General features: G+C 58.2%; 11 protein-coding genes. 1 reads left to right on the top strand and 10 read right to left on the bottom strand.

Features of this window, described 5'->3' with window-relative positions; all coding sequences use genetic code 11:
- Window positions 1–124: 124 nt before the first annotated feature.
- The 10 genes from LZP73_RS02775 to LZP73_RS02730 all read right to left on the bottom strand — a co-directional run bounded on the left by LZP73_RS02775 (window position 125) and on the right by LZP73_RS02730 (window position 24,768).
- The gene (locus LZP73_RS02775) at window positions 125–880 is read right to left on the bottom strand and encodes a DUF47 domain-containing protein (RefSeq protein ID WP_234232955.1); all 756 of its coding nucleotides are present in this window, start codon (window positions 878–880) and stop codon (window positions 125–127) included.
- 16 nt (window positions 881–896) lie between these two features.
- Window positions 897–1,952 (bottom strand): inorganic phosphate transporter, encoded by a 1,056-nt coding sequence (locus LZP73_RS02770; protein WP_234232953.1) that lies wholly within the window; start codon window positions 1,950–1,952, stop codon window positions 897–899.
- Window positions 1,953–2,755: 803 nt separating this feature from the next.
- The gene (locus tag LZP73_RS02765) at window positions 2,756–3,397 is read right to left on the bottom strand and encodes a hypothetical protein (protein ID WP_234232952.1); all 642 of its coding nucleotides are present in this window, start codon (window positions 3,395–3,397) and stop codon (window positions 2,756–2,758) included.
- 82 nt (window positions 3,398–3,479) lie between these two features.
- Window positions 3,480–4,037, bottom strand: coding sequence for a hypothetical protein (locus LZP73_RS02760; protein WP_234232951.1), 558 nt, complete (start codon window positions 4,035–4,037; stop codon window positions 3,480–3,482).
- Window positions 4,038–4,157: 120 nt separating this feature from the next.
- Window positions 4,158–5,054 (bottom strand): hypothetical protein, encoded by an 897-nt coding sequence (locus tag LZP73_RS02755; protein WP_234232950.1) that lies wholly within the window; start codon window positions 5,052–5,054, stop codon window positions 4,158–4,160.
- A gap of 855 nt (window positions 5,055–5,909) precedes the next feature.
- A complete protein-coding gene (pfaD, locus tag LZP73_RS02750) occupies window positions 5,910–7,553 on the bottom strand; it encodes an eicosapentaenoate synthase subunit PfaD (protein ID WP_234232949.1) in 1,644 nt (547 codons plus the stop codon).
- 280 nt (window positions 7,554–7,833) lie between these two features.
- A complete protein-coding gene (locus LZP73_RS02745) occupies window positions 7,834–13,800 on the bottom strand; it encodes a hotdog fold thioesterase (protein WP_267960044.1) in 5,967 nt (1,988 codons plus the stop codon).
- Window positions 13,797–15,956 (bottom strand): PfaB family protein, encoded by a 2,160-nt coding sequence (locus tag LZP73_RS02740; RefSeq protein ID WP_234232947.1) that lies wholly within the window; start codon window positions 15,954–15,956, stop codon window positions 13,797–13,799. Before LZP73_RS02740 ends, LZP73_RS02745 begins: the two co-directional genes overlap by 4 nt.
- Before the next feature lie 161 nt (window positions 15,957–16,117).
- Window positions 16,118–23,914: a type I polyketide synthase gene (locus tag LZP73_RS02735; RefSeq protein WP_234232946.1), complete on the bottom strand. Its 7,797-nt coding sequence runs from the start codon at window positions 23,912–23,914 to the stop codon at window positions 16,118–16,120.
- Window positions 23,911–24,768, bottom strand: coding sequence for a transcriptional regulator (locus LZP73_RS02730; protein ID WP_234232944.1), 858 nt, complete (start codon window positions 24,766–24,768; stop codon window positions 23,911–23,913). Before LZP73_RS02730 ends, LZP73_RS02735 begins: the two co-directional genes overlap by 4 nt.
- A gap of 416 nt (window positions 24,769–25,184) precedes the next feature.
- On the opposite strand from LZP73_RS02730, the gene LZP73_RS02725 reads away from it, so the two are divergent.
- Complete coding sequence (locus LZP73_RS02725; protein WP_234232943.1) at window positions 25,185–25,478, top strand: hypothetical protein; 294 nt, start codon at window positions 25,185–25,187, stop codon at window positions 25,476–25,478.
- Window positions 25,479–25,613: the final 135 nt, after the last annotated feature.

Here is a 25,613-nt window from a genome sequence, read left to right as displayed (position 1 = left end):
GCTCCAGGGGCCGTGCTTCGGGAGTCAGTGCTTCAGGGGTTAGTGCTTCAGGGGCCAGGCAATGCAGGCTTCAGCCCCCGGCCTGTAGGTATAAAAATCCAGCGGCATAGGCCGGGCTGGCATTTCAGGTGATCTTGACCACTATATCGCGCAGGGTTTCCCCCGCCAGCGCCACCCTATCTGCCGCATTGGACATGTGGCGGTAGATCTCGCGGCGTTTCATGATTTCCACCACGAAGGCGACACTGCTGGCGACGGCTTCGCGCTCCGCCGGATCAAGCGGCTCGAGCAGCACCTCCAGGGTGTTGGCATCCAGGCGATGTGCCGCCGTCTGATGTGCCAGATAATGCTCGGCATCGAAGAGTTCGGTCAACGCGGTGCGATAGATGTTTTCCGTTTTGCGCTCGGTTTTTCGCGCCCGTTCCGCTTCCTGGCTCGCCTTTTCCGGATCTTTCTGTAAGGCGTTAAAACCCGAGAGTAAGGCATTGGTGCCTTCATCCAGGAGTTGCGCCATCGCCAGGGTATGGGGATCCGGCGGCAGGCCGAGGAGATACATTTCACTCACGGTCGACTTGGCGTAGTTGAGCACCGCATCTATGCTGGTGACGGCCCGAAAGATATCCTCCCTGTCTATGGGGGTGGAGAAAGCGCGATGCAGCGACTCCAGATTGCGCTCCTTCAGACGATCGCCCTCGTGTTCCAGAACCTTGGTCTGGTTCGCATACCTCTCATCGCCCGTTTCCATATAGCTGACCAGGGACCCGGTACATTGGGCTGCATTGGCGCACTGCTCCACGAGCAGGGCAAAAAAGTCTGTCGTTGTCGGCACTATCCTGGCAACCAGTTGCTTGAGGAAAGAAGGGCGTTCTTCGTTCGTCATAAAGCTCTCCTGTTGTTCATATTAGGGGGCGGACCAAGGTGAAGAGTCCGTAAATTGCCACGCCAAACAGCGCAGTGCAGGGAATGGTCGCCACCCAGGCGATGAGTATTTCCTCAGCCTTGGACCACCTGACGGCGCGCGGATGTTCTGAGGCCCCGACACCCATGATGGCGGTGCTGACCACATGGGTGGTAGAGACGGGCCCGCCAAAAAGGGATGCGCCGAAGATGACAGTCGAGGATGCCAGCTGGGCATCGAAGCCATGCAGTGGGCCGAGCTTGTAAATGCCGAAACCGACTGTGCGCACAATCCGCCATCCTCCCAGCAGGGTGCCCACAGTGATACTGGTGGCGCTCACCACTATGACCCAAAAGGGGACGGCGAACTCGCCCAGCATACCCCCGAGCACCAACATCAGGGTGATGATGCCCATGCCTTTTTGGGCGTCGTTGGTGCCATGGGCGAATGCCAGTGCCGCGGCTGTGACCCACTGCGCCCGTCGCAGTGTTTGATTGGCACTGGGTTTGGCTGCGCGCAGCATGAAGCGCATCAGTTTATGCAACACAAAGCCGGCAATGAAACCTATCAGCGGCGATGTCAGGAGTGTCAGGAGTATTTTGCTGACCCCGACCAGACGGCCCTGGCCGAGTTCCACCAGGCCCCAGCTGATATCACTCGCACTGGCGCCCATGAGCACGGCGCCTATCAGGCCACCGACCAGTGCATGTGAGGAGGAAGAAGGCAGTCCGACTCGCCAGGTCAGCAGATTCCAGGCGATGGCGGCCAGCATGCCGCAGCTGACCAGGGTAACAGAGTCCAAGGCTTTGAGACTGCCAAGATCGACAAATCCGCCTATGGTATCGGCGACCGCAGTGCCCCCGAGGATAGGACCGAGAAAGGTAAATCCTCCCACCAACAATAACGACTGGACCGGTGTCATCGCCCTGGAGGCCACCAGCGTCGCTATCATATTCGACGCATCGTGCATGCCATTGGTGAAGTCAAAGGCAATCACTATCAGGATAGAGAATATGATGAGCAGGAGTATGGGATCCATAGGCAGCCATTCCATTCAAACAGTCATACATCTAGCATGCTTTCCATTTTTAAACAATGATATAGGGCTAAGGGTTTCGCAAAAGCAATATCCAGGATTGCAATGGGAATGAATGGGGAATGAGCTGGGAACGAGCGCCGCTTCACTGTGTTGTACTGTTCATCTGCTTCTGCCCGGCTCCTTGAATTACCGGCCCCCCTCGGGAAGCCTGCAGCATAGATATGATTACAACATGCCGCCATCGACGGGACAGGGGCGCTGGATGGAAGCTGGGATGGAAAGTGTCAGGGATGGAAAGTGCCTGGGAGAGGAAGTATTAAAACGTGTGGGGAGATTATCTGGGAAGTGTGTGGGACAGGCGCGGGTGCTCTTTTTGGCACGCCACGAGCACTTCCCTGTGGGCTCTACGAAAACGTTCCTGTTTTCGAAGGCCAAAATCGCACCCGCACCTACTGACCTGACTCTGTCAATTCGGTCCCGGCTCAGCCTAATAAATAAGAGCAGAATCAGGCCATACATCAAGCATGCTTCCATTTTTAAACCCTGATATAGGGCTAATGGTTTCGTAAAAGCAATATCCAGGACTGCAATGGGAATGAGCGCCGCTTCACTGTGTTTGGCTGTTCATCCGCTACTGCCCGGATCCCGTATTACCGGCCCCTCGGGAAGCCTGCAGCATAGATATGATTACAACATGCCGCCATCGACGGGACAGGGGCGCTGGATGGAAAGTGTGACCTTTCCCCTGGATCTCAATGAAAAGGACTCAATGAAGAGTTGCAGTTTAAAAACAATTGACTGAATGCCGCAGTCACTTGTTAATCTTTGGTTATGTATTTAATCAAAACATCTTTTTGTATATATCTGATTGAGCCATGTTCTCCGTAAGGAAGCTGCATCCTTACGGCATCAGGCACTTTCGGATCCCACAAATCAATTTCGTTGCCATTTAGCTCAATTTTACTTACTGTAATTTTGTTAATCGGCAATTCATCTGAAAAGGTTAAGAGACTATGAGGAAAAATGATGTTGCCATCAAAACTAACTTGGGAGGTTGTTAAGGGGTCTAGCTTCAAGATAGGTAAAGTAGCCAAACAGCTGTCTTTTGCCTCTTTAAAATAATCTTCGTACTTCATATTAACATCATTCGGGAAGTCGCCTTTATATGAGTCTATAAAGGCTAATAATGTTAATCCTGGAAACAAATCCGCTTGGCTCGCCAAAACCAGCCGATGCCCATACTTTCCTTTAAGTAGATGCTGAACTTCAACTTCAACCGTATGACCACAAACCGATTTTCCTCTGGGACTCTGCCAGTAGTGTGGTTTACTGCTTACCACTTCTACTATTGCTATTGCTATTGCATCAGATTTTTCAATGGCTCTATCTATCGGAATGCTCGCAAATCGCGCATTCGCTACTGAAGAAAGCAATAGAGCAAAAAAGCAAATATATTTCATTATACTATTCCTATAATACTAACGCCGCGCTCTGCGGCAGATTTGGAGCGCAACGAAAAATTTATCCGATAGCAGCGCCTTGTTAAGTTGCAATCTGGCCTACATGCTCACCATTTCCAGATATGATAAATCCAGATATTCCATGAACAGATGCCTGAACTTGAGTTGAGCTAGTCTGCGTTCCTGGCAGATGAACGAGCAACACGCCTTGATCATTTTGGCATACTTTTAAATAGATTTCTCTAAGATTGCCAACCCGATTTGAAACATGATTTCTCTCGCCAGCAAAGGGCAATGACGTAAATATCATTATTTTGTATTTGGCATTTACCAATAAGAGCTTTACAAAATCCTCAACCACATTCTTTTGGACGCCATATGCTGATGATCCACCTGAACCTCCCAGTTCAGACTCGACAGCTATATGGTTTTCGATTGAGTCTAGTGTAATGCTTAAGCTACTGCGATCACTCTCAATAATATTTAGTGGAGTGAAATTGGTAACCATTACATCCAGTAGGTATTCGCCGCTATTGTCGTTAGGTAAGACAGTATAATCTTGAAACTTTCTTGAAAAATACTCCTTGATATTTGATGTTATATCAGTAGTCGAAGCTGGATTTTGATCGATAAGCCCCATTTTTAGATCTTAAAATATTTCAAAGTAATTGAGATTCATGATATTTCTCTAATCAACTTAACGATTAAGCTCAGGTGGGATCAAAAGTGGGGCGACAATATGAGCGTCGCTTTTTTCGAATCAACTGAAGAGCCTTGTTAGGAGCCATACTCGTTTGAACCATGGTTGCTCTTGGGGGAGCTCTTGGAACATATTCAACCAGTCCTCATAGTCTTTTGCATCTGGCATAAGTTTATCAGCTTTCTCAGTCTTAAAATTAGGGGATGTGGTTTTCTCCAGATGCCGCCCAAACTCCTTTCGATACTGAGCTCGGATTTTTTCTCCATGCTCGACCAGATCGGAACATAACAAAGAGGAAAAGAATATTACGTCGTCTATATATTGATATATCGCCGGTAGAGTATCTGAATACTCTTGATGAATGTTTCCATCTGGCAACGGCAAGCCAAAGTAGATCTTGAGCTTATGTTCTTCTTGAAGTCCCTGAAATTTTGTCTTGAGCTGATCAATTAATCTATTCCTATACTCCAAACCCTCGCTGAGGGAAGTAAGTGAATTTTTGATGGTTGACACTAAAGCTAGAGATCGTCCTCTTACATTAACTTGACCTTGTATAATGCCTGAAACATCATCAAATGGAACGAAAGGCATATGTAACACCTTGAGATCCATTTCAAAATGAATTGGCTCACTAGCTGGAGGATTCCTTAACGCTGTTTCAAAGTTATCCTTTTCAAAGATGTAACTCGTGTACATGGATTGTATGTGTTGACTCTTTAATCCAAGAACCGTATTACAGGTCAAAAAGGCTGAAGAGGTAGCAACATTGGTATAGCGCATCTGTGCCTCAAGTAGCTCTCTTCTTTTTGCACCCATTCCAATTTTATGAGCTGCATATGCGCCAGCAAAAGCACCGGTCAAGGTGCCAATAACCGAGGACATGAACTGTGAATTTAATAGCTTGTAGACGATCTCAAACTTGAATTCGTATATGTACTGAAAGATCATTTCTATCATGACACGATCTCCGGCTCTTGGAACCTAATATTTGTATAACGCGCATGCGCGTTTTTCTTCTCAGACCAGTGCAAAGTGTGCGCTGGCTTCCCTTTTAATCTCATTCTCTTACAACATATTGGCTGGATAGCTTTTCCAGCAAAGCGTGCATGAGTGTTATCAAGCGCAGCCGCGCCTGTTAACTCAGTACCTGCCAATACGGGCTGTAAAGCTAAAGCCTTGCTAACTTACTGGTATTCTGATTGTTATTCAAGGTAATCAGCATGTCATGAACACTTACTGGTTCGAAGAAACGGGATCCCTGGCACAGGTGCAGCTGCGGCTGCTGGCATCCAAAACAGGGAGGTTTTGGTTGAGCCTCCAGGGAAGGATTTACGGCGTCTCGCAGCAGTAGCTGCACCGTTTGGCAATAAAGCCTGTTTTTCTCAATGAGCAGATGCGCGCCACAATAGGCCCATTAACGGCCCGAAGAAACAGGATCCCTGGCACAGGTGCGGCTGCGGGCATCCAAAACAGGGATGTTTTGGTTGAGCCTCCAGGGAAGGATCCACGGCGTCTCGCAGCAGTAGCTGCATCGTCCCCTTGACGGCAAAGCTTGTTATTTCTCACGGGATAGAAGCGCGCCACAAGAGGCGTATTGCAAAAAGGCGCCGCAGCGCCTTGGCAAGCTAAGCTGGCCCATTATGGGCAAGGGCTGGCACGTGGGTGACCGCCCGTGACAGGGACGTCACGGACGAGCTTACAAGGATGTACTGGCAGCGTGTCACCTTAGTGCTTGCCCTTTCCCGCAGGACATTTTCGGCAAGTCGGTATGCTCAGGACTCAGCGCAGCGCCTTTGTGAACCAAGCGGATGTTCAGCAGCGGCCGAGGGGTTTCCATCTCTGCAAGCTGACGGGAATGCTGGCGCCCTGTGACAGCAGGAGATTGATGCGTGCCTGGTAGGCGGCGCCCATCATCAGGTGTTTGGCGAGATCCACTGCGCTGCGCGCGCGATAATCGTCCAGGTAGCTGCCCTTGGCCCAGGCGTTGAAGGCACCGAGCGCCGGGCCTGCCCAGATCTGGTAATCCATCTCGCGGCCGACTTCGCCCGTGTTCGACCAGCGGCTCGATAGCCCCAGGTACCAGCGGAAGATCAGCGCCATCTTGCGCTTGGGGTTATCCAGGGCTCTTTCTATCTGCTTGGGATCCCGCTCGTTGAAATGGGCCACAGTGCCGGCCCAGATGTCATCGAGCGACGCGCGGAATACCTGTTCTTCCAGCTTCTTGCGTTCCTCTGCCGGAATCGCCTCTATGGAGTCATAACGGCTGTAGATCTCATACAGCTTGTTGGCGCGCATGGGGAACAGGGTGCCGCGCTTGACCACCTGTAATTTCACCCCCATCTCGAACATGTCGGCGGCCGGGGCCATGGTGACATCGGCCATCTCAGTGGTGGCGAGCAGCTTGCGGGTGTGCTCGCTGGCACCCGCCTCGACACAGGCCTGGTTTATCGAGCCTGTGACTATGTAGGCCGCGCCCATGTTGAAGGTGGCGAGCGCCGCATCCGGGGTGCCGACGCCGCCGCCGGCACCGACGCGTATTGGGGTCTTGTATTGGTACTTGGCCTGGATCTCGTCCCTGAGCGCCAACATGGTCGGCAGCAGGGTCACCAGCGGGCGGTTGTCTGTGTGACCGCCCGAGTCGGCCTCGGCTGTGATGTCGTCGGCCATGGGCACCAATTGTGCCAGCGCCATCTGCTCCTCGCTGATGAGGCCCTCGCCATGCAGCTGCTGGAGGATCTTAAGCGGCGCAGGTTCCATGAACTTGGTGGCCACCTCGGTGCGGCTCACCTTGGCGATCACCTTGTTGGCTATCAGGACTTCGCCATGCTCATCCCGGGAGAGGCCGGCGGCGCGGTAATAGACTATCTGCGGCGTGAGCCCCAGGAAGGCCGAGGCCTCGACCGTGCGCACCTGGTGTTTCAAAAACAGCTCGACGCTGCCACGCTCCAGCGCCGGCTCGCTCGGGCTGTGGATGAGGTTGAAGGCATAGGGGCCGTTCGGCAGCGCCTGCTGTATGCGGCTGATGGCAGCTTCGACTCTGGAGGGGATGAGGCCGGCGGCGCCGAAGGAGCACAGAATCCCCGCCCGACCGAGGGCGATCACCAGTTCTTCCGATGCTATGCCGTTGGCCATGGCGCCGGCGTAGTAGGCGTATTTGACCCCGTGAACCCGGCGAAAATTGCTGTCACCCAGGCTCTGGGTACCGAGCGCCGGGGCGAAGGCGCTGACAGGATGCAGGCTCGGGTTCAGGTCAGAGTCGTCGGGGGCCTGCATGCCGACCACCTCGGCCTGCTGGGCTATGCCCAAGCCTTGGTCGCTGTGGTTTACCAGGAAGCAGGCCTGGGTCAGATCCTTGAGCTTCCTGGCGAGACTCTCGGTATCGAAGCTGATATCGGCTTCCTTTACCTGCCAAGGCCAGGGGCTGAGTCTCTCGTCATTGATGGTTTGATTTTTCATCTATTTTAAGTTCTCTCATGCAATGCGTTCGCATTTAATACTATTCGTAAAAATGACTGAATAGTGTATTCAATTCATTGTGCCGGATTGACGGGAGGCTGCGCAAAAACGCCGTGAATATGTCCCAATAGGCTTGGCCATGACGCTGACCGCCATGGAGGGCGGGAATGTCGGGGTTGTCTGGAACGAACCCCGACCTTGTCATAGACATTTTGCTCCGCCTTACCGTCAATCCTCCTAAAACCGTTTCTTACCAACGACCCGGGTCATTGTTGGTTTTTCAATTTGCCTCTTCGATGCAGATGGCGATGTTTTTCACTTCATAGATCCTCAGGCCGTCTTTGCTCAGGTTGGCGTCGCCTGTGATGATGCGCCTGCCGTCAATATCTTCTATGCGGGTGATATGCACATCCAGCGACATCTGCTTGTTTAAGGGGCTGATCTGGCCACGGTACTTCCATTTTATGTCGGACAAGTTCTGGCCGAACTTGGGATTGCTGAAACCTGCGCCCAGATCCTCTGCTATGGCATGGCTCTGCATCAGCTCTATTATGGCCTCGACCCCCAGGGAGCCAGGCATCACGGGATCCTGATGGAAATGGAACTGGAAGAACCAGTCGCTGGGATCTATGCAGCGCTCGGCGTACAGGTAGCCCAAGCCCGCCTTGCCGCCCTGGGTCACTATCTCGGCGCTGTCGATGAAGTTGAGCCGGCCGCCCGCCAGGCGATAGTGGGGCTTGCCGGGCGGCGCCCTGAAGCTGCGGCCTTGCTTGTCGAGCAGATCCAGGACCAGGTCCGGCGCTATGGCGTTTTCCCTGTGCCAGGGCTGGGTAATTTTGCCATTGTCTATCCCCAGCTGGTTCTGCAGCGCCTCGCCCTTGAAGTAGCCGAACACGGCGGTGCCGCGATAGAAGGGCTCGCCATCCGTGCTGAGCTCGAAGCTGAAGTTCTGGATGATGTTGCTGCCGGCGATGACTGTCGACAGCAGCCGCGAGTCGTTGACTATGGTCTTGCCGCGCAGGTCCACATGGCGCAGCAGTTCACCCTTGCCGTCGAGGTTGCGGAAGAACAGCTCCTGGCCGGGGAAGCCCAGGGTGGTGCCCATGTAACCCGAGATGAAGCCGTTGGGCTGCAATGAGATCTCCATCAGCACAGAGTAGGGCATCATTCCTGGATGACTGTTGCCTTTATAGTACCAGGCGTCCACCGGCACTTCGTATTCGGCGATGCAGCGCGCAGGTTGTTTCAGCTCGCCGCGCTTGCCCTCGATGGCGATAACGCGTGTGGTCAGCTGCAAGTCGCCGCAGGGAGTGCGCGGCGGAATGAGGCCACGGTAGATGGCAAAATCCGGCCCGAAGCAGTTCTCTATGTCGCCGGTGGCGAACTCGAACATATGATAGGGGGTGAAGGGCAGGGTATCCGGGGTGCGATTGGCGAACCTGGAGCCAGGCGCCGCCACAGGGGCCGGCACATGTTTGAGCGGCACCACGCCCTTGTTGGTGGGCGCATTCAGGTCGGGCTGCTGAACCATAAGAGGCGCCATGAGAGGCGCGCTTTCACTTGTGATGCCTGGCAGGTCGTTCGTGGCGCCGTAGCGGGTACACTCGGCCTCTTCCTTTATCATCACCCCCAGGTTCTGGAAGTCCACCACCACCTTGCCGTTGAGCAAGATGTCGATATTGGCCTTGGCGTAGGGCCTCGGGCTCATGCCGATTTCTGTGACTTCCATGCGGTAGGTCAGGGTAGCAGACTGGGGCAACACCTGGCCGCGGCAGCGCACCTTCTGGGCGGCATTTTCAAGGGGCTGGAAACGCCCGTTTTTAACCCCAAGGTGCATGCCCCCGCCTGTATGCATGCCCCCGCCTGTATGCATGCCCCCGCCTGTATGCATGCCCCCGCCTGTATGCATGCCCCCGCCTGTATGCATGCCCCCGCCTGTATGCATGCCTAAGTACAGCATGAAGAATTGCAGCAGTTGGCCGCAGCCTTCGGCCATCAGGGAGCCGGCCATCACCTGATCCCCCTTGAAGTGGCAGGGGAAGTACCAGTGATCCGGCTCGAGGCGCTTATGGCCCTCGAGATAGCCAAGGCCCCAGGCGCCGCCGTTCACCTCAAGATTGCTGACGGCTTCGATCATCAAAAACTTTTCCGAGGCGAAACATAAGGATGGCTGCATGCCATGACGCGCCTGATGCGCCGCGTGGGCACCGCCAAAGCAGCCGCCGATATCGGCGCCGAGCAGGCGGTGGATTTGGCCATAGTCGAAGCTTGTCTGTGGGCAATGCAGCAGCGGCGCGAAGCGCGGCTTGTCTGGGTTGGCCAAGGCCAGCTCGCGCTCCCTGATTTCCGCCTCGGTGCGGATGACGCCCTTGCCGTCCGAGAGTTCCTGATCGGTGAAGAAACCGGCGCAGCCGCCGTCCATCTTGAGGATCAGCTGGTCGCCGACGAAGCACTCGTAGGAGAAGAAGAACAGCAAGGTATCGCCGTTGCGGGCGAAGTGATTAATGCTGATGTCGTATCTCAGGGTGTCGCCGCCCCTTGGCAAGTCACCGAGGAAGGTGAGAGTGCAGTCGAGCAAGCGATAGACGCGCTCGCCCTTGTTCTCAAAATCTATCCCCAAGTAGCTTATCAGCATGAGATCGCACTGGCCCGACTCCACCGCCACCGCCCAGGGGATCTGGCCGTCCACCAGATAGGGTGCATCGACGGGGATGTCGTATTCTGTTGTCATGGTACTGGGGCGATACTGGTTGATGGTCGCGTCCAGCTTGGTCACCCGCGACACCAGCAGATAGTCTGTGGTCGGCAGCCGCACCCTGCGCCTGTAGCCGTCGATTATGGCATAATCCGGGCCGAATACCTTGGCGATATCGCCCTCAGCGTATTCCACCAGATCTTGGTAGTTCCAGATGCAGGGCTTGTTTTCCGGCACTTGCTGCACAGGCGTTTGTTGCTGTTGCACTGGCGCTTGCTGCTGCACGGGCGTTTGCAGCTTGGGCACTGGCTGCTGTGCCTGTGCTTGTGTTTGGGGCTGGGTCTGGCCCGACTCTGTCGCCAGCTGCGCCTTGAGCAGCGCATCGGCGAGCCTCAGGCCTGCGGCGCGGCTCTCGAGGAAGGCGCCATGGGCCTCCCGTGCCAGTTGCTGGTTGCGAAGAAATTCGGCGTCGACGGGATCATTCATTTGAATACTCGGGTTAATGCTTGTTTGGGGAGCTGGCTGGGATGCTGGGTTCACGACCGCCTGGGCTCTCGTCTCTATGCTGCTTGACTGCATGGCGCTCGCCTCCATGGCCTTTGCCTGTATGGCGTCCAGTTCTGGCAGCCGGCTGTCGATGATGTGGCGATAGATGTCGCGCCCGCCCAGGGTCACCCGCTTTATCAGGTGTTTCTGCTCGGCCAGAGTGAGGTCCTGCGCCAAGCGCTGTTGCAAGCCGTATTGTTGGGCGCTCGTCTGTCCCAGCAGCAGCTGGGAGCACTTGCCCTGGCAGAGGGTAGCGACCAGGGCATGTTGCTCGGCCTGTCTCTGCCCTGGCGAGGCGGCGCCCTGCAGCCTGAGCAGGGCATGCAGCAGGCTCGCCATGCCTGAGGCGGCGAAGCTGTGGCCCAGCAGATCGCTGGCGCTGCTGCGCGCAGCCACAGCCGGCAAGAGCCCGGCCAGGTTCGCCTGCGCCCCAGGCATATCTTCGAGGGCGAGGTTGGTTTCGAGCAACTGCACAGAGTCACTATGGATACGAGTCTGGCTCAGCAGGCGATCGCACAGGCGTGCGGCATCGCTGCTCCGGCCAAATACGGGCCCATGGAGCCTGGCATAGCCGTCATCGCTCGTTCTGCGACTTTGCAGCACCAGGGCACCTGCGCCTTCGCCCGGCTTCCAGCCAAGATACGCATTATTCCCTGGCTCAAGGGCTTCTGGTATAAGGGCCTCAGACTTAAGGGCCCCAGATTCAAGAGCAACCGGGAGTATGCCATTCTTGAGGATCACCTGTTCGGCGCTGCCGCTCAAGTCCACCGCGGCGACCACCACGGCATCCAGCTCTTCCCGGGACAGCAGGTTCTGGGCCACATCGATACAGCGGGCCACCGACTGTTCGGCGGCGGAGATGGTGAAGGCCGGGCCGTTGAAGTCCCACAATGAGGCGATGCGCGACGCCATTATGTTGCCTATGAAGCTGGTGTACTGATTAAGCTTGGCGGCATCGAGCACGCTGTCCATGGCGAGCTGTTCCAGCGCCAGATATTCATCCCGACTCAGGTCTATGCCCTGGCGCTTCAGGCTCTCGGCCAGCTGGGTATGCAGGTTCACCCGGCCGCGGAACTGATGCAGCTCCAGCTCGGTTTCCATGGCGACCAGCACGGCTACCTTGCCGCCCGGGGTGAGCCCGGCGTCGCGTATCGCCTCGTCGGCGACCTTGATCAGCAAGAGTTGCTGGGAGATCAGCCTGTCATCTTCGTTGGGCGGCACCTTGAAGCGCAGGAAGTCGAAATCGAAATCTTGTATGTAGGCGCCATCGGGTACGCCTTTGAGGCCAAAGTCCGCCAGTATGTCCGCATGCTGATCCAGGCCCTTCCAGCGCGCCGGCGGCAGGGGAATGAAGGCATTCCCCTTCGCCTGAATCGTCGTATTCAGGGCATTGACCGAGGCCAGTGGTCCGAAATGGGCCGCGACTCCTGTGATGCTCAGCGGCGTCGGGGCAAGTCGCTTGTCCTGGTCTTGTGAAGCCTCGACACGCTCTGCGGCGTTTGTCTTGTCAGCAACTCTTGTCTTGTCCTGGGCATAGGACTCAAGCAAGAGGTGGGCGTTGCAGCCGCCGAAGCCGAACACTGATACCCCGGCATGGCGGCGATCGTTGCCCGGCTTATCCGGCCAGGCGCGCAGCTCTGTGGGGATATTGCCGGCGCCGAACAGGCTCTTGGGCGAGGAGATGGGCGCCGCCAGATTGATGCTGGGGGGCAGGCGGCCAGAGTCCATGGCGAAGATCATCTTCATGATCCCCGGCATGCCGGCGGCGGTCAGCAGGTGCCCCAGGTTGGACTTGGCCGAGCCTATCAGGGGCGCGGCACTGCCATCGAGCTTGTCCTCGAAGAAGCGCTCCATGGAGCTCAGCTCCACCTTGTCCCCCAGCGGCGTGCCCGTGGCGTGGCACTCGATCACTTCTATGGCGGCAGGCGCCGTGTTGGCGGCCTCGAAGGCGCGCTCGAAGGCCTGTACCTGGCCCTTGCTGTTGGGGCTCAGCACGAACTGGCCCTTGCCGTCGTTGGACAGGCCTATGCCTGAGACCAAGGCGTAGATGTTGTCGCCGTCGCGCTCGGCATCCTCGAGGCGTTTTAGCACCAAGACCCCTGCGCCTTCACCGGCGAACAGCCCCTTGCTGTGGCCGTCGAAGGGCGCCGAGATGCCGTGATCCGGGTAGGCGTGAAAGATCGAGAAGCCCATGTTGATGAAGAAGGGATCCGCGCCCGAGACGGCGCCCGCCAGCATGAGATCCGCCTTGCCCGTGCTCAAATAGTCACAGGCAAGTTTCAACGCATAGACAGAGCTGGCGCAGGCCGCATCCAGGCTCAGCTGGGCCGCGCCCAGGCCCAGGGCATCGGCCACCAGGGCGGAGGCGGTATGGGACACAGCGCCATTGGCGCTGTGGCTCTTGTGTGTTTCGGGACCAGGCTGAGATGGCACCGGCTGTGATGATATGGCGTCGTCGAATGGCGTCAGACGAAAGTCGTTTCGGCCCAGCTTGGTCTGCAGCGCCTTCTCCACTGTCCTGTGGTACAGGGGCAGGAACAGCTCGTTGGAGCTGGCCGTCGGGAAGGACAGGGTGCCCATCACTACGCCGGTGCGCGCCAGTACGGCGTCATTCAGGCTGACGCCGGCATCGAGGAGCGCCTTGCGGCTGCAATCCAGTGCCCAGAGGAAGCTCTCGTCGAGACAGGCAAAATCTTCCTTTGGCAAAAGATAACCCGATGCATCGAAGTTGAAGCCTCGGATGTAACCGCCCCTGTCGCAATAGAATCTGTCCGACTGGCCCTGTACGCCTTGGTAATCCTCAGGTTCTGCCTTGAGCTTGGCTGCATCTATCCGGCTGCGGGAGTCTTTCTTGTCCAGCAGGTTCTGCCAGAAGGCCTCTGGGCTATCTGCATCCGGATACTGGGCCGCCAGGCCGACGATAGCTATTTTTTGAGCCGGTACAGGGGCAATGTTAGTGGCTGTTTTAGAAGCCGTTTGGGCTTGTGGTGTATCTTGAGAACTCAAAGGGGTTCTCCTTCTGCTGATGGGGTTGGCGCTGCGGCCGGGTTCTGGGTGGAAAATGCCGCTTGGTAGTTGTTCGTGTCTGCTCTGCTGTCTGAGCTGGTGCCTGCTCTAGTGTCCAGGCTGGTGTCTTGGGTTAACCCGGCCAGCAGGGGCGCGAGCGACAGCGACACCCTGTGGCTGATGAGCTGGGCCAGACACTTGAGCAGGCTGGTGGCTGTGTCTGCGCCCTTGGCGTTGCCGGCGAGCGCCAGTGCCGGGCGCTCGCCGTCTTGTTTCAATATCTTGTCTATCAGGGTACTGGTCTGGCGATCGGCGCCCACCTCGACAAACAGCCTGGCGCCCAGCTCGTGGGCCCTGTGGATGAGGGCGCCGAAGTCCAGCGGCCCACAGAAGGTATCGGCTATCGAGCTGGCTATGTGTTGGCTGTCTAACCGTACCGGCCCGGCCTGGGCCGCGCTGATGAAGCCTATGCCCGCCGCTTCTGACTCCAATGCCTCTGGTTTAAGGGCAAGGGTGTAGAAGTCCAGCAGCTCGCCGTGAACCGCCACGGCGGGCGGGGTGTGCATGGCGGTGACGCGATTGGCGGCTATGCCGCGCTTGCCAAGGAGTGCCAGCAGCGCCCGGCAGCTGGCCTCGCAACCGGCAAGCACGCAGCTGTCTCCCTGGGTGATCGCCAGATACGCCCGGGGGAAGGCGGGCAGGGCGGCGCGCAGCGCATTTAAGCCGGCGACATCGGCGCGCACCAGGAAACTGTTCCAGGTTATGGGCTCGTCATGGCTCAGCTGCCAGGCGCGGCGCACCGCCGTCAGCTCGCCTGAGATGGCGCGATTGAAGATACTGCTGTTTTCTGTTGCCTCTATGAGCTTGTGGGGCGCTTGCCACACGCCCAGGCTGGCCCACATGGCGGCCTCGCCCATGGAGTAACCCAGGGCAAATCTGGGGCGCAGCTTGAACTCCCGGGTAAGCAGCTTGGTGAACAGATAGCTGGCGCCGACCCCGGCGATAGCCTGTTGGCTGAGGCTCATCTTCGCCGTATTGGCGGCGGCCGTCTCGGGATCCCCATGATAGAGACTGGCCGCTTGCAGCATGGCGCCGAGATCGCCTTCACGTTCCAGCCCGGCGTACAAGTCGGGGAAATATTCGGGTAAGCCACTGAACATGTTGGCATAGACTGTGCCGACCCCTGGATAGACCAAGGTCAGGCCTGCATCCCCCAAGGGGCGGGCGCAAAAGCAGCTGCCGGCCGGGGTCTTGAATTGGACTGAATTTGCCGCCAGCGCCGCCTGCATGGCAAGGACTTCCTGTGCCAGTGCCGTGCCGGACTGCGCCATCAGCACCAGTGCCAGCGGCGCTTTGGGATCATAGTCCTGCAGGCACTTGGCCATCAGGGACGTCAGTCCATCTGTCTCGGCCTTGCACGCATCGAGATGGGTTTTCAGCGCACCGAGGCGTGTCTGCAGCTCTAGGCTGGTGCTGCCGCTCAGGGGGATAAACAGGCGGCTCTCATCCAGCAGCGGCCTGGCTGGCGCCAGTTTGCTGCCCTGGGTGAGGACCACAGACTGCACTGTGTTACCCGTGTTGGCTGTCAGCTTTAGGCGCTTGAGGTTGAGGCAGAGCACCCTGGCCTGATGCTGGCGGCTGAACCAGTAACCGGCTTCTGCCCTGGCAGCCGTGCCGTCGGCCGATGTCAGCGGCGCCAGATTCCTTTGTGTCAGCGGCGCCAAGCTGCGCCGGGCCAGGGCCTGGACGGCGCGATAGAGGGCGTCGAACTCATCCCATGGGGTATTGGCGACGCTATTGTGCAGCTGTGCCTGGGCGGCACTGCGCTTGGCCCGGGCCAGGGCTATGGCCTGAGCCTGTGTGGTTTGTGTGTCCTGGCTCGCATCAACCGAGGCCCAGCCCGCAAGATAGCCATGCACATGCAGGTGACGCCTGGCGGCGTCGAGGCCATCCAGCAGGTACAGGCGCAGACTTTCGTCGCTGTTATTGGCGGATAATGCCACCGGCTTGCCTTGGGAAAGGAGCTCGGCGGCCAGATCCAGCAGTTGCGTCAGCGGCTCCTGAGACTGTTGCTCTTGAGACAGGCGCTCCTGGGGTAGGTGCTCATGGGTTAGGTACACCCATTCCAAATCCGCCAGGGGGCTGGATGCGCTCATGAGTTCCGCCTCGTCGCCGAGCAGAACAGCGATGCGCAGCGCCCCAGTATCTGAACTTGGGCCTGAACTTGAGCTTGGACCTGTATCTGGACCTGAGCCTGGACCTGAACCTGAAGGTCCATTAACAATGGCTTGGCTCACTGTTGGCGTTGCTGCTTGCGTCACTGGGTCACGACTCCCGCCGCGCTCGCCAGGCTTGTCTCCTGCGCCGGCGTTGCCTTAGCCGTATTCAGGAAGGCGGCGTTGAGACCTTTGCTTATGGTGACCCTGGCACTGCGCATCTCACAGCTCAGGCGGCCGTCGCCATGATACAGGGCGATATTGGCTTCCAGCATGCGCCCCGAGTGTTTCACTACCTCGAGCACCAGGCTGCCGCCGTCGCCGAACGACATAGGCGCATGGGATATGAACTCCCCTATGGTCGACGGCAGGCTGGCGGCGCCATACTTGAGCCGCGCCCACACCAACATGGCCTGCAGCAGCAAGTCTTCGGCGAAGGGCTGGGCGCCGCCCGGCACCAGGCTGGGGGCGAAGTCGCCGCAGTCGGCCAAAGCAACCTTTGGCAGGCAGATCTTGGCGACTAAACCCGCGTCGTCAAATTGGACAATGGATTCAATGCCCTGCAGTCTGGGCCCATGGAACAGGGTACCATCCTGGTATAAGTCGCTGCCGGCGGCTATTAGAGTGCCGCCTGCGTCTGTCACAATAGCAGCGCCTGGGCTCGGCAGGGCATCGCCTGCCAGGCTTGCTGGCAACGCGGTAGGAGGGGCAAGGCTCAGCACTGCCTGGTATTGCGGCCTGTCCTGGCAGCTTATCAGCGCGTTTATCTGGCCGTCGCCGGCGGGCGTCAGCGTCAGTTGCAGCGTCTGTGGCGCAGGTTCTTTCTCTGTCTGCCCTGCCTGAGCTTCGAAGATCACGCCCTTGAGCAGCTTATAGTCCAGCACCCGTACAGGCACGCCCAGCAGCTGTTTGGCCGCCTCCCGCATCCACTGGATGGCGCAGACGGTGGGCAGCACAGGGCTGGCGTTGATGCGATGATCTTCGATGAAGGGCATGGCCGCGGGATCCAGAGTGCGCGTCAGGGTGACGGCAGAGGCAAGCCTTGCCGGCACAGAGTTTATTGACAGCAATGCCTGCGGATCCGCCGCGCTAGCAGTCAGATCCGCCTGAGACTTTTTTGCCTCGCTTTCCTCTGTCTCTGTCCCGCTTACCTTAGCGGCTGTGCCCTGCATGTCCGAGCCTATCAGCAGCTGAGTGCCGCCCTGGCCGAGCAGTTTATCGGCAAACAGCCTGGCACCGGCTTTCAAGGGGATCACATACACGCCGCGCGCCATGAACATCTGCTTCAGCGCCGGGCTCACCATGCCGCCATCCCAGGGACCCCAGTTGAAGCTCATCACCTTGGCGCCCGGCAATTGCCGGCTGAGCTGCAGTGCGGCCTTGTTGAGTATCTCGTTGGCCATGGCATAGTCGCTCTGGCCCGTATTGCCGTAGAAGCCGGCGGCGGAGGAGAAAAGGGCCAGCAGTTTGAGCCGGCTCAGATCCAGGGCGGCCAGCAGCTGACTCAGTCCCGATACCTTGGTGCCATAGACGCGGGTCAACTCATCCAATGTCTTGTTCTGTATGTGTTTATCTGCCAGCACCCCGGCACCGTGTATTATGCCTGTGATGGGCGACAAGGCGGTGATTGGGCCCAGGCTGCTGTCTATGGCATCCCTGTCATTGACATCCAGGCTCAGGTACTCGGCGCTGGCGCCGAGCGTTTCGAAGGCGGCGAGGGCGGCAGAGATCTCCAGGCTGCTTTGCACCTCCCACACCAGGGCATCCACTTGCTTGGGGGTGGGCTTGTCGCCCATGGCCTTGATATGGGCTATGGCGGCGGCCTTGAGCTCGCCGGCAATTTTGCCCTCGGCCCAGGCGGGTATCGCCTGGTGCTTGCTGCGGCCCGCCAGGATGAAGTGGGCCTGGCAATGTTTGGCAAGCGCCAGGGCACACTCCAGGGTCACGCCCTTGGCGCCGCCGGTTACCAAAATCTTGTCTGTACTCTCGAGGCTGGCAGGCGCATGTGATTCCCGGGCTGTCCCTGCAACCAGGGTCGCACGGCTGAACATGCCACTGGCATCCAGGCTTACGCCCACTTCTACCTGACCCGACTCTGTGCCAGGTTCTGTGGCAAAGAGTTCGGCCACCAGGGCATCGGCCAAGTGTTTGGCATCCAGCGATGGCGCCAGATCGAGGGCGCGGCAATGCACGTCCGGCCATTCCTGGCTCAGCGTCTTGGTGAGCCCGGACAATGCCGCCTGATTGAGTTCGCTGCTTTGCACGCCCTCGCTGTCCAGGTAGCCGAAGCCACCGTCGATACGGGAGGCGGTGACAAAGCTTGCCCGCGCCCCTGTGCCTGCCATCTGTGTCAATGGCGCCTGCAGGTGCTTGGCAAACAGGAAGGCTTGCTCGACCGAGGCCAGGGCTGCGCCCGAGAGCATGAGCCCCTGTGGCTGTTGTTGTTCTTGGGCCTTATGCTGCGGCTGCAGGTGAATGAAGCCGGCTATGGGGCCCAAAGAGCCGGCTTCGGCGAGCACGGCAAGCACACTGGCGTCATCGACAGCTTCCAGGGTGAAGCTGGCGATATTGCTGCTGAGCGGCGACTGCTGTCCCTGCAGTGTCCCGGGTGCGCGCACCACGGCGACTTTCAGGCCTCTGGCATAGAGTTTTTCCGCGAGCACGCCGGCGTTGTGGCCATCGTCGTTGATGAGGATGCAGGCGTTTTCGGCAAACTCAGCCCAGGGCTCAGGCGCTGACTCTGTCTCTTGCGTTCCCTGTTGCGTTTCCTGTAGCGTTAGGATGGCCGCCGCCGGCAGCTTTTTTAGCGTCACCTCGCTGTGGGGCGGCAGCGCCACCTCGGCCTCGAAGGTATTAGCCTCGTGGACAGTAGCTTCGCCGGCATAGTCCGCCGAGGTTTGCCCTGGCGTTTGCTCTTGGGATTGCCCCAAGGCTCGGGAGAAGAGTTCGACTATTTCTCCCAGGGTGCGGCACTCGGCCAAGTCCTCAGGGCTCAGCTCGGGAAGTTCGGGTAGCTGGTCCTGCACTGTGCCCAAAATCTCCACCCGCTTGATGGAATCTATGCCGAGATCCGCCTCCATGTCCATGGTCAGTTCCAGCATCTCCACCGGATAGCCCGTCTTGTCTGCGACAACGCTTAGCATGGCTTGCTGCACCTGTTCTTGGCCGAGAGCGTTCTGGTTCTGAGCTGTCATCGCAGTGGCAGCGGCCGGCGCCGAGGCCGCAGGCTGTGAGGCAGGCTGACTCTGGCTGCTCTGGCTGCTCTGGTCCAGGGATAGAGACAGGGACTGGGAGAAGAGTTCGACTATTTCCCCCAAGGTGCGGCATTCGGCCAAGTCCTCAGGGCTTAGCTCGGGCAGTTCGGGCAGCTGGTCCTGCACAGTGCCCAAAATCTCCACCCGTTTGATGGAATCTATGCCGAGATCCGCCTCCATGTCCATGGTCAGTTCCAGCATCTCCACCGGGTAACCCGTTTTGTCGGCCACTACGGCCATCATGGTTTGCTGTACCTGCTCTTGGCCAAGAGAGTTCTGGTTTGGCGTGTTTATTGTTTGCGCCCTGGTAACGCTAGATTGTGAGGCAAGTTGACTCTGGCTATTCTGGCCCAGGGATAGAGACAGGGGCAGGGAGAAGAGTTCGACTATTTCCCCCAGGGTGCGGCACTCGGCCAAGTCCTCAGGGCTCAGCTCGGGCAGTTCGGGCAGGGCATCTTGCACCGTGCCGAGGATCTCCACCCGCTTGATGGAATCTATGCCGAGATCCGCCTCCATGTCCATGGAAAGTTCCAGCATTTCCACAGGGTAACCCGTCTTGTCGGCGACCACGGCCATCATGGTCTGCTGTACCTGTTCTTTGCCAAGGAGGTTCTGGCTCTGAGCTGCCGCAGTGGTTGGCGCCTTTACTGTTTGCGCCCTGGTAACGCCAGGCTGTGAGACTAGCTGACTCTGACTCTGAGACAGGGCCAGGGAGAAGAGCGAGGTGATTTCTTCCAGGGTGCGGCATTCGGCCAAGTCCTCAGGGCTCAGCTCGGGCAAGCCGGGCAGGGCGTCCTGCACCGTGCCGAGGATCTCCACCCGCTTGATGGAATCTATGCCGAGATCTGCCTCCATGTCCATGGAAAGCTCCAGCATCTCCACTGGGTAGCCCGTCTTGTCTGCGACCACGCTTAGCATGGCTTCCTGCACCTGTTGTTGAGAGACTGCCTGTGCCGATATTGTCGCTGAGGCTGAGGCAGCTGGTGCGCTAGCGTCCGAAGATCCCGCTGTTGTTGCGAGGACGGGCGCCGGGGCCCTGTGCTCAGGTTCGACTTGCACAGGCGTTGCAGACACTGCTTGCACGGGGGCAACTCGAGCGGGCGCCGCTTGCATGGCAACAGACGGCATGCTCTCTGCCTGCTGAGTCGCAGTCTGGATAGTGACTGCTTGTCTTGGTGCATTACCCAGCATGGCCAGGGCCGCCTGACTGCTGCCGGCCTGCAGCTGCATGAACTCGGCATGGCTCTTGAGTGTCTGCGCCTGATGCTGGTGGAACAGTTCCATGGAGCGTTGCAGGCTCTCGGGGATGGCTATTCCCTGGCTGGCCATCTTGGCCTGCTCCGTCATCAGGGCGCTGAAGGTCTCACCGTACTGCTGCGGGATGCTGAGGAACTGCTGATGCAGCTGCGCCGCCTGGGCCTGGGCCGCGAAGAAGGCATTGAGCGCCTCTGCGCCGATCTCTTGTGGCTTGGCTGTCGTCGTTGCGGCCATTTGAGCCCCTGTGGTGCTCGCCATGGCATCTGTCATCTTGTTGGTTTGCTTTTCCACTTCCACTACCTTCTCTACCATTCTGTCCACGAACACTTCTTTCTCGACGATTTTTTCCACTAGCTTTTCCACTATCCTGTCCACCTGTTCCACCCGTGGCGAAATCTCACCCGTCGCCAGGGATGCCGCCATCTTGGCCCGGGTGGCGGCGCTGATGTGGTTGCTGGCGCTGAGTTTGATGTTCATGGCCGAAGGCGCATCGGGTCGGCGTACCTCTGCCTGGTAGGGGTCCGGCTCGCTCAGGCTGACACCGGCAACCGCCAGCTGCACCGCGGCCTGGCGCAGCTGTTGATCGCTGTCGCCCCTGGGGCTAGGGTTCATGCTGACGATGCACAGCTCGGACAAGTGCTCGCCAAGGGTATTTTCCACCAACTTGCCGAGGATATTCTTGGGGCCAAACTCCACAAACACCCGGGCACCGGCGTCATACATGGCGCGCAGCTGCTCGCTGAAACGCACCGACTGCAGCATGTGCTGCTTGAATTCTGCCTTGATGGTCTCTGGCTCGCTCGGGTACAGGGCGCCGGTGGCGTTGGCATAGAGGGCGACAGTCGGCGCTTTGAACTCGACCTCGTCTATGGCCTTGGCGAAAGGCTGCTGGGCATGGGCCACCAGGGGGGTATGGAAGGCGCCTGACACGGGCAGGACTATGGCCTTGAAGCCCTGTTCGCCCAAGGCCTTGGCGGCTTCACGGGTCTGCTCCGTGGGGCCGGCGATCACCAGCTGGGTCGGAGCGTTGTCGTTGGCAATCTTGACGTCAGCAAACTTTTCGAGACAGGCATGGAGCGCCGTCCTGTCGGCCGCCTGCCCCAGCAGTATGGCGTACATGGTGCCTGAGTCCCGGTTGCCTTGGGCCTTGTTAGCGTCTTTGTCGCCAGGGACTTGTCCGCCAGAGTCCTGTCCCTCGGGGGCAGCCGCCATGGCGTGGCCACGGGCGAAGGCGAGGCGGTAATAATCCGCCTGGGAGATCGCCCCGGCGGCGCACAGGGCCGAAAGTTCACCGAAGCTGTGGCCCGCCACCATGTCCGCGGTAAATCCCGCCGCCGTCAGCAGGGCATATTGGCCCATGGAGAGGGCCCCTATGGCGCTCTGGGCATTTTGAGTGTTGGTGAGTCTGGCTTCCTGGGCCTTGATGGCATCGGCATCGAAGGCGGGTATGGGGTAGAGCACACTCGACAGCTGCGTCTGGCCCTGGGCGGCAAAAACGGCGTCGCCGGCACTCACTTGCGCTCGCATCTCGGGGAAGTGGCAGGCAAGCTCAATCCCCATGTTGAGGTATTGGGAACCCTGGCCTGCGAACAGCGCCGCGACCTTGTGGGGGACTTGCCCACCCAGCAATGCCGAAGCGCGATAGCTTATACCGGACGGCAGCTGCCAGCTGGCGCCGTTATTGTCGCCAAGCTGCTGTATGGCTTGCTTCAATTGTGCCTGCAGCTGCGCCATATCGACCGCCACCAGGCCTAGACGGGCAAAGTCCGAGGGTATGTCCCGCAGTGGATGTGAGTTGGCAAGGGTCTGCAGGTTCGTTTTGTTCGTCTGTTGCAGTACCGAGTTAAGTTCGGCCAGCAGCGCCGTCTTGTCAGCTGCCGCAAACAGCAGGCTCTGGGGCACCCGCCGCCGGCGATACTTGTCGCCCGCCTGATGCTCTGGGGCATATTCTTCCAGCACCAGATGGAAGTTGGTGCCGCCGAAACCGAAGGAGCTGATGCCGGCGCGGCGCGGCGTGCCATCGACCCTGGAAAGCCAGGGGCGGGTCTGGGTATTGAGGAAGAAGGGCGAGTCCTCTATCTCCAGCTTGGGATTGGGCCTGGTCACGTTGATTGTGGGTGGCAATACCTTGTGGTGCAGCGCCAGCGCCGCCTTGATGACGCCTGCGGTACCTGCTGTGGACTTGGTGTGGCCCACCTGTGATTTGACCGAGCCCAGGGCGATATGCTGTTTGCTGTCTTTGGCACCTCCCTTCTGGCTGAACACAGAGCTGAGACCTTTGAATTCGGCCACATCTCCCGCGGCGGTGCCCGTGCCGTGGGCTTCTATGAGCCCCAGGGTATGGGGGGCGAAGCCTGCATCGTCGTAGGCGCGCTCCAGCGCCTTGGCCTGGCCTTCGGGCCGCGGCGCGTAGATGCTCTTGAATTTGCCGTCAGAGGAGGCGCCGACACCTTTGATGACCGCATAGATGCGATCCCCGTCGCGCTCGGCATCCTCCAGACGCTTGAGCGCCACCATGCCTATGCCTTCGCCTATCATCATGCCCTTGGAGTCGACATCGAAGGGTTGGATTGTCTCATTGGTGGTGAAGGCCGGGGTCTTGGAGAAGCTCATGTACATGTAGGGCGAGTTGTCGGTGCAGACCCCGCCGGTGATCATCATGTCGCTGCGCCCCTCTGTGAGCTCGGTGAGCGCCATGCGCATGGCGGCCAGCGAGCCGGCGCAGGCGGCGTCGACCACGCAGTTCATGCCGCCGAGATCGAAGCGGTTGGCTATGCGCCCGGCGATGACGTTGCCGAGCGATCCCGGGAAGGAATTCTCCTCCCAGTGTATGTATTGATCCTGGAACTTCTGGCACAGCATCTCGCTGTCTGCATCCGAGATGCCACTGTTCTTGAAGACCTTCTTCAGCACTGGATATTGCAGGCGGGCATTGAGGCTATGGCCTATCTTCTGGCCGCCGCCGACCCCCAGGGTGATGCCTATGCGGTCCCTGTCGTAATCGTCCGGCAGATTGGCATCGGTCAATACTTCCTTGGCGACCACCAGAGACAGCAGCTGCGAGGTGTCTGTTAGCTCGAGGATATTGGGCGGCAGGCCGAACTCCATGGGATTGAAGTCGACCTCTGGCATGAAGCCGCCGCGCTTGCAGTAGCTCTTGTCCGGGGTGCGCTTGTCGGCATCGAAGTAATCGCTCGCCTGCCAATGGCTGTCAGGCACCTCAGTGATGGCATCTATCTTGTCGCAGATGAGATCCCAGAATTGTTCCAGATAGCGGGCGTTGGCGAAGATGCTCGCCATGCCGACGATGGCGATGGGCATATCCTTGAGGCGCTTGTTGAGGCGCTTGTCTGTTTTGGCTGCTGTCTCTGTCGGGGCTTGGCTCATAGTGAGTCTCCGTAGGCCTGGCGCGATGGGCCGACCTCTTGGCTGTTGGGGGCGTCTGCAGTCCTGCTGTCCCGGGAAGGCTTCTCTTGTACGTGAGAGTCCTGGGGACGGGCACCGGGAAAACGCGCCAGAAAAGTGTGATAGTTGCGCACCAGCAACTTGCGCAGATGAAAGGGGCCATGCTTGAGCACATAGGCCATGTATCTGTTGGAGGCTGTGGTGTTGTCATCCTGATATATGTCGACATAGACCCACTGGCTGATGGGGTCGAAGCCTATCAGCACAGAACTTGCGTCCGTGGCATCCAGTTCCGCCGGAATGGCCAATGACTCGACCTGCACCACTGTGCTGGCATCCTGGGCCGGCAGCGCCAGGGTTTTGGCCAGGGTCTCGCTGTTGAGTGTATAGGTGGCCATCTCACTGCCTTGGACCACGGGCAGCAGGTTGAAATGTTTCTCGGGTGTCCCGGCTTCGGCGAGCTCATTGAGTTTCGACATGCCATGGCGTTTCAGGCAACGGGCGAGGCCGGAACGGGATACATGGGGATTGATGAAGGTCTGGGTAACCTGCAGCAGCTGATCCAGGGTCATCTTCAACTGTTGCCTCAGGCCCACCACCACATACTCTTCCAGCGGCGTCAGGGTGGTATTGAGATGGTGCGGGGTATTGGGGCAGTTAACCACAGAGTCGCGCTTGCGCCACTTGCGTACCGTCGCCTCGCTGATGTTGAGCACCTTCGCCAGCTGGCTGACGCTCAAGTCGGATGTTTGAATGAAGCTGCGCATCTCGGGCGTGGTGGTCGCGTTCTTATGGGTCGGCGCCGGAGGGCCTCCATCCTGGGGATAAATGGGCATAGCTAGGGTTGAGGTTCCTTATCGGCGCGGCAACAATCTGCTGGGACTCAATCTGTTGGAACTGGGTAATTGGTCTACAGCTTCGACGCATTCAGGCCTATTTACTGCCGAATGGCCGATATCTTATTCGTTATGGACAGGCAGCTTACCCGACCTTGTGAGACGATACAATCACCTGGGACTCTGGCGCCGGATTTATCTGCTCGACTGCGGCTAGGACTGAGGGTTTTGCTGCAAGAAGGCGATAGGATTTTTATTTTGCGTCCGGCGACAGCGGGAAAGCTGCAATCAATCCCCCTCGAGTGCGCTTTTGTTTTGGTTACTGACCGGAATTGAATTGTTATGCGTATGTTTATTATTGATTTGTTTTGTGTTATTCATTGTGTTGTCTTTATTAATGGAATAGGAGAAGGACAGTGTTTACACAATACAATGGGTTGGCTAAAAAAGTGGGTGCTGGGCTTGTGTTATTGGGCATGGTTGCTTGTAGTTCAACACCAGAGCAGCAAGTAAATAAAGCCGATGCAGATAAAGTTGCCGCTCGCAAGGCCGCCTTGGATAAAGCGGGATATCGTTGCGAGAGCGTGAGGGTTACAGGTAGCAGTATCCCTTCAAAACGTTGTACTACCAGTAGGCAGCGTGAAGCAGAAAAACAAGCCGCTAGGGATATGGTTGACGCGGCGCAGGGACGGCAAAGCGAAAGGAAGTAAGTATCATAGATCTCGGCTTTGCTATCTTGCTCTTTCCTGTGAGTGCTACCTGTTGATATGTAAAGCTCTGACCATGTTTAAGCTGATGTTTATTTCAAGATGCTCGGACTTACTTGGATTGAGCCCGCAGCAACT

The sequence above is a fragment of the Shewanella sp. AS16 genome (genome assembly GCF_021412365.1).
Taxonomy (GTDB): domain Bacteria; phylum Pseudomonadota; class Gammaproteobacteria; order Enterobacterales; family Shewanellaceae; genus Shewanella; species Shewanella salipaludis.
This window is presented reverse-complemented; position numbering and strand designations above follow the sequence as displayed.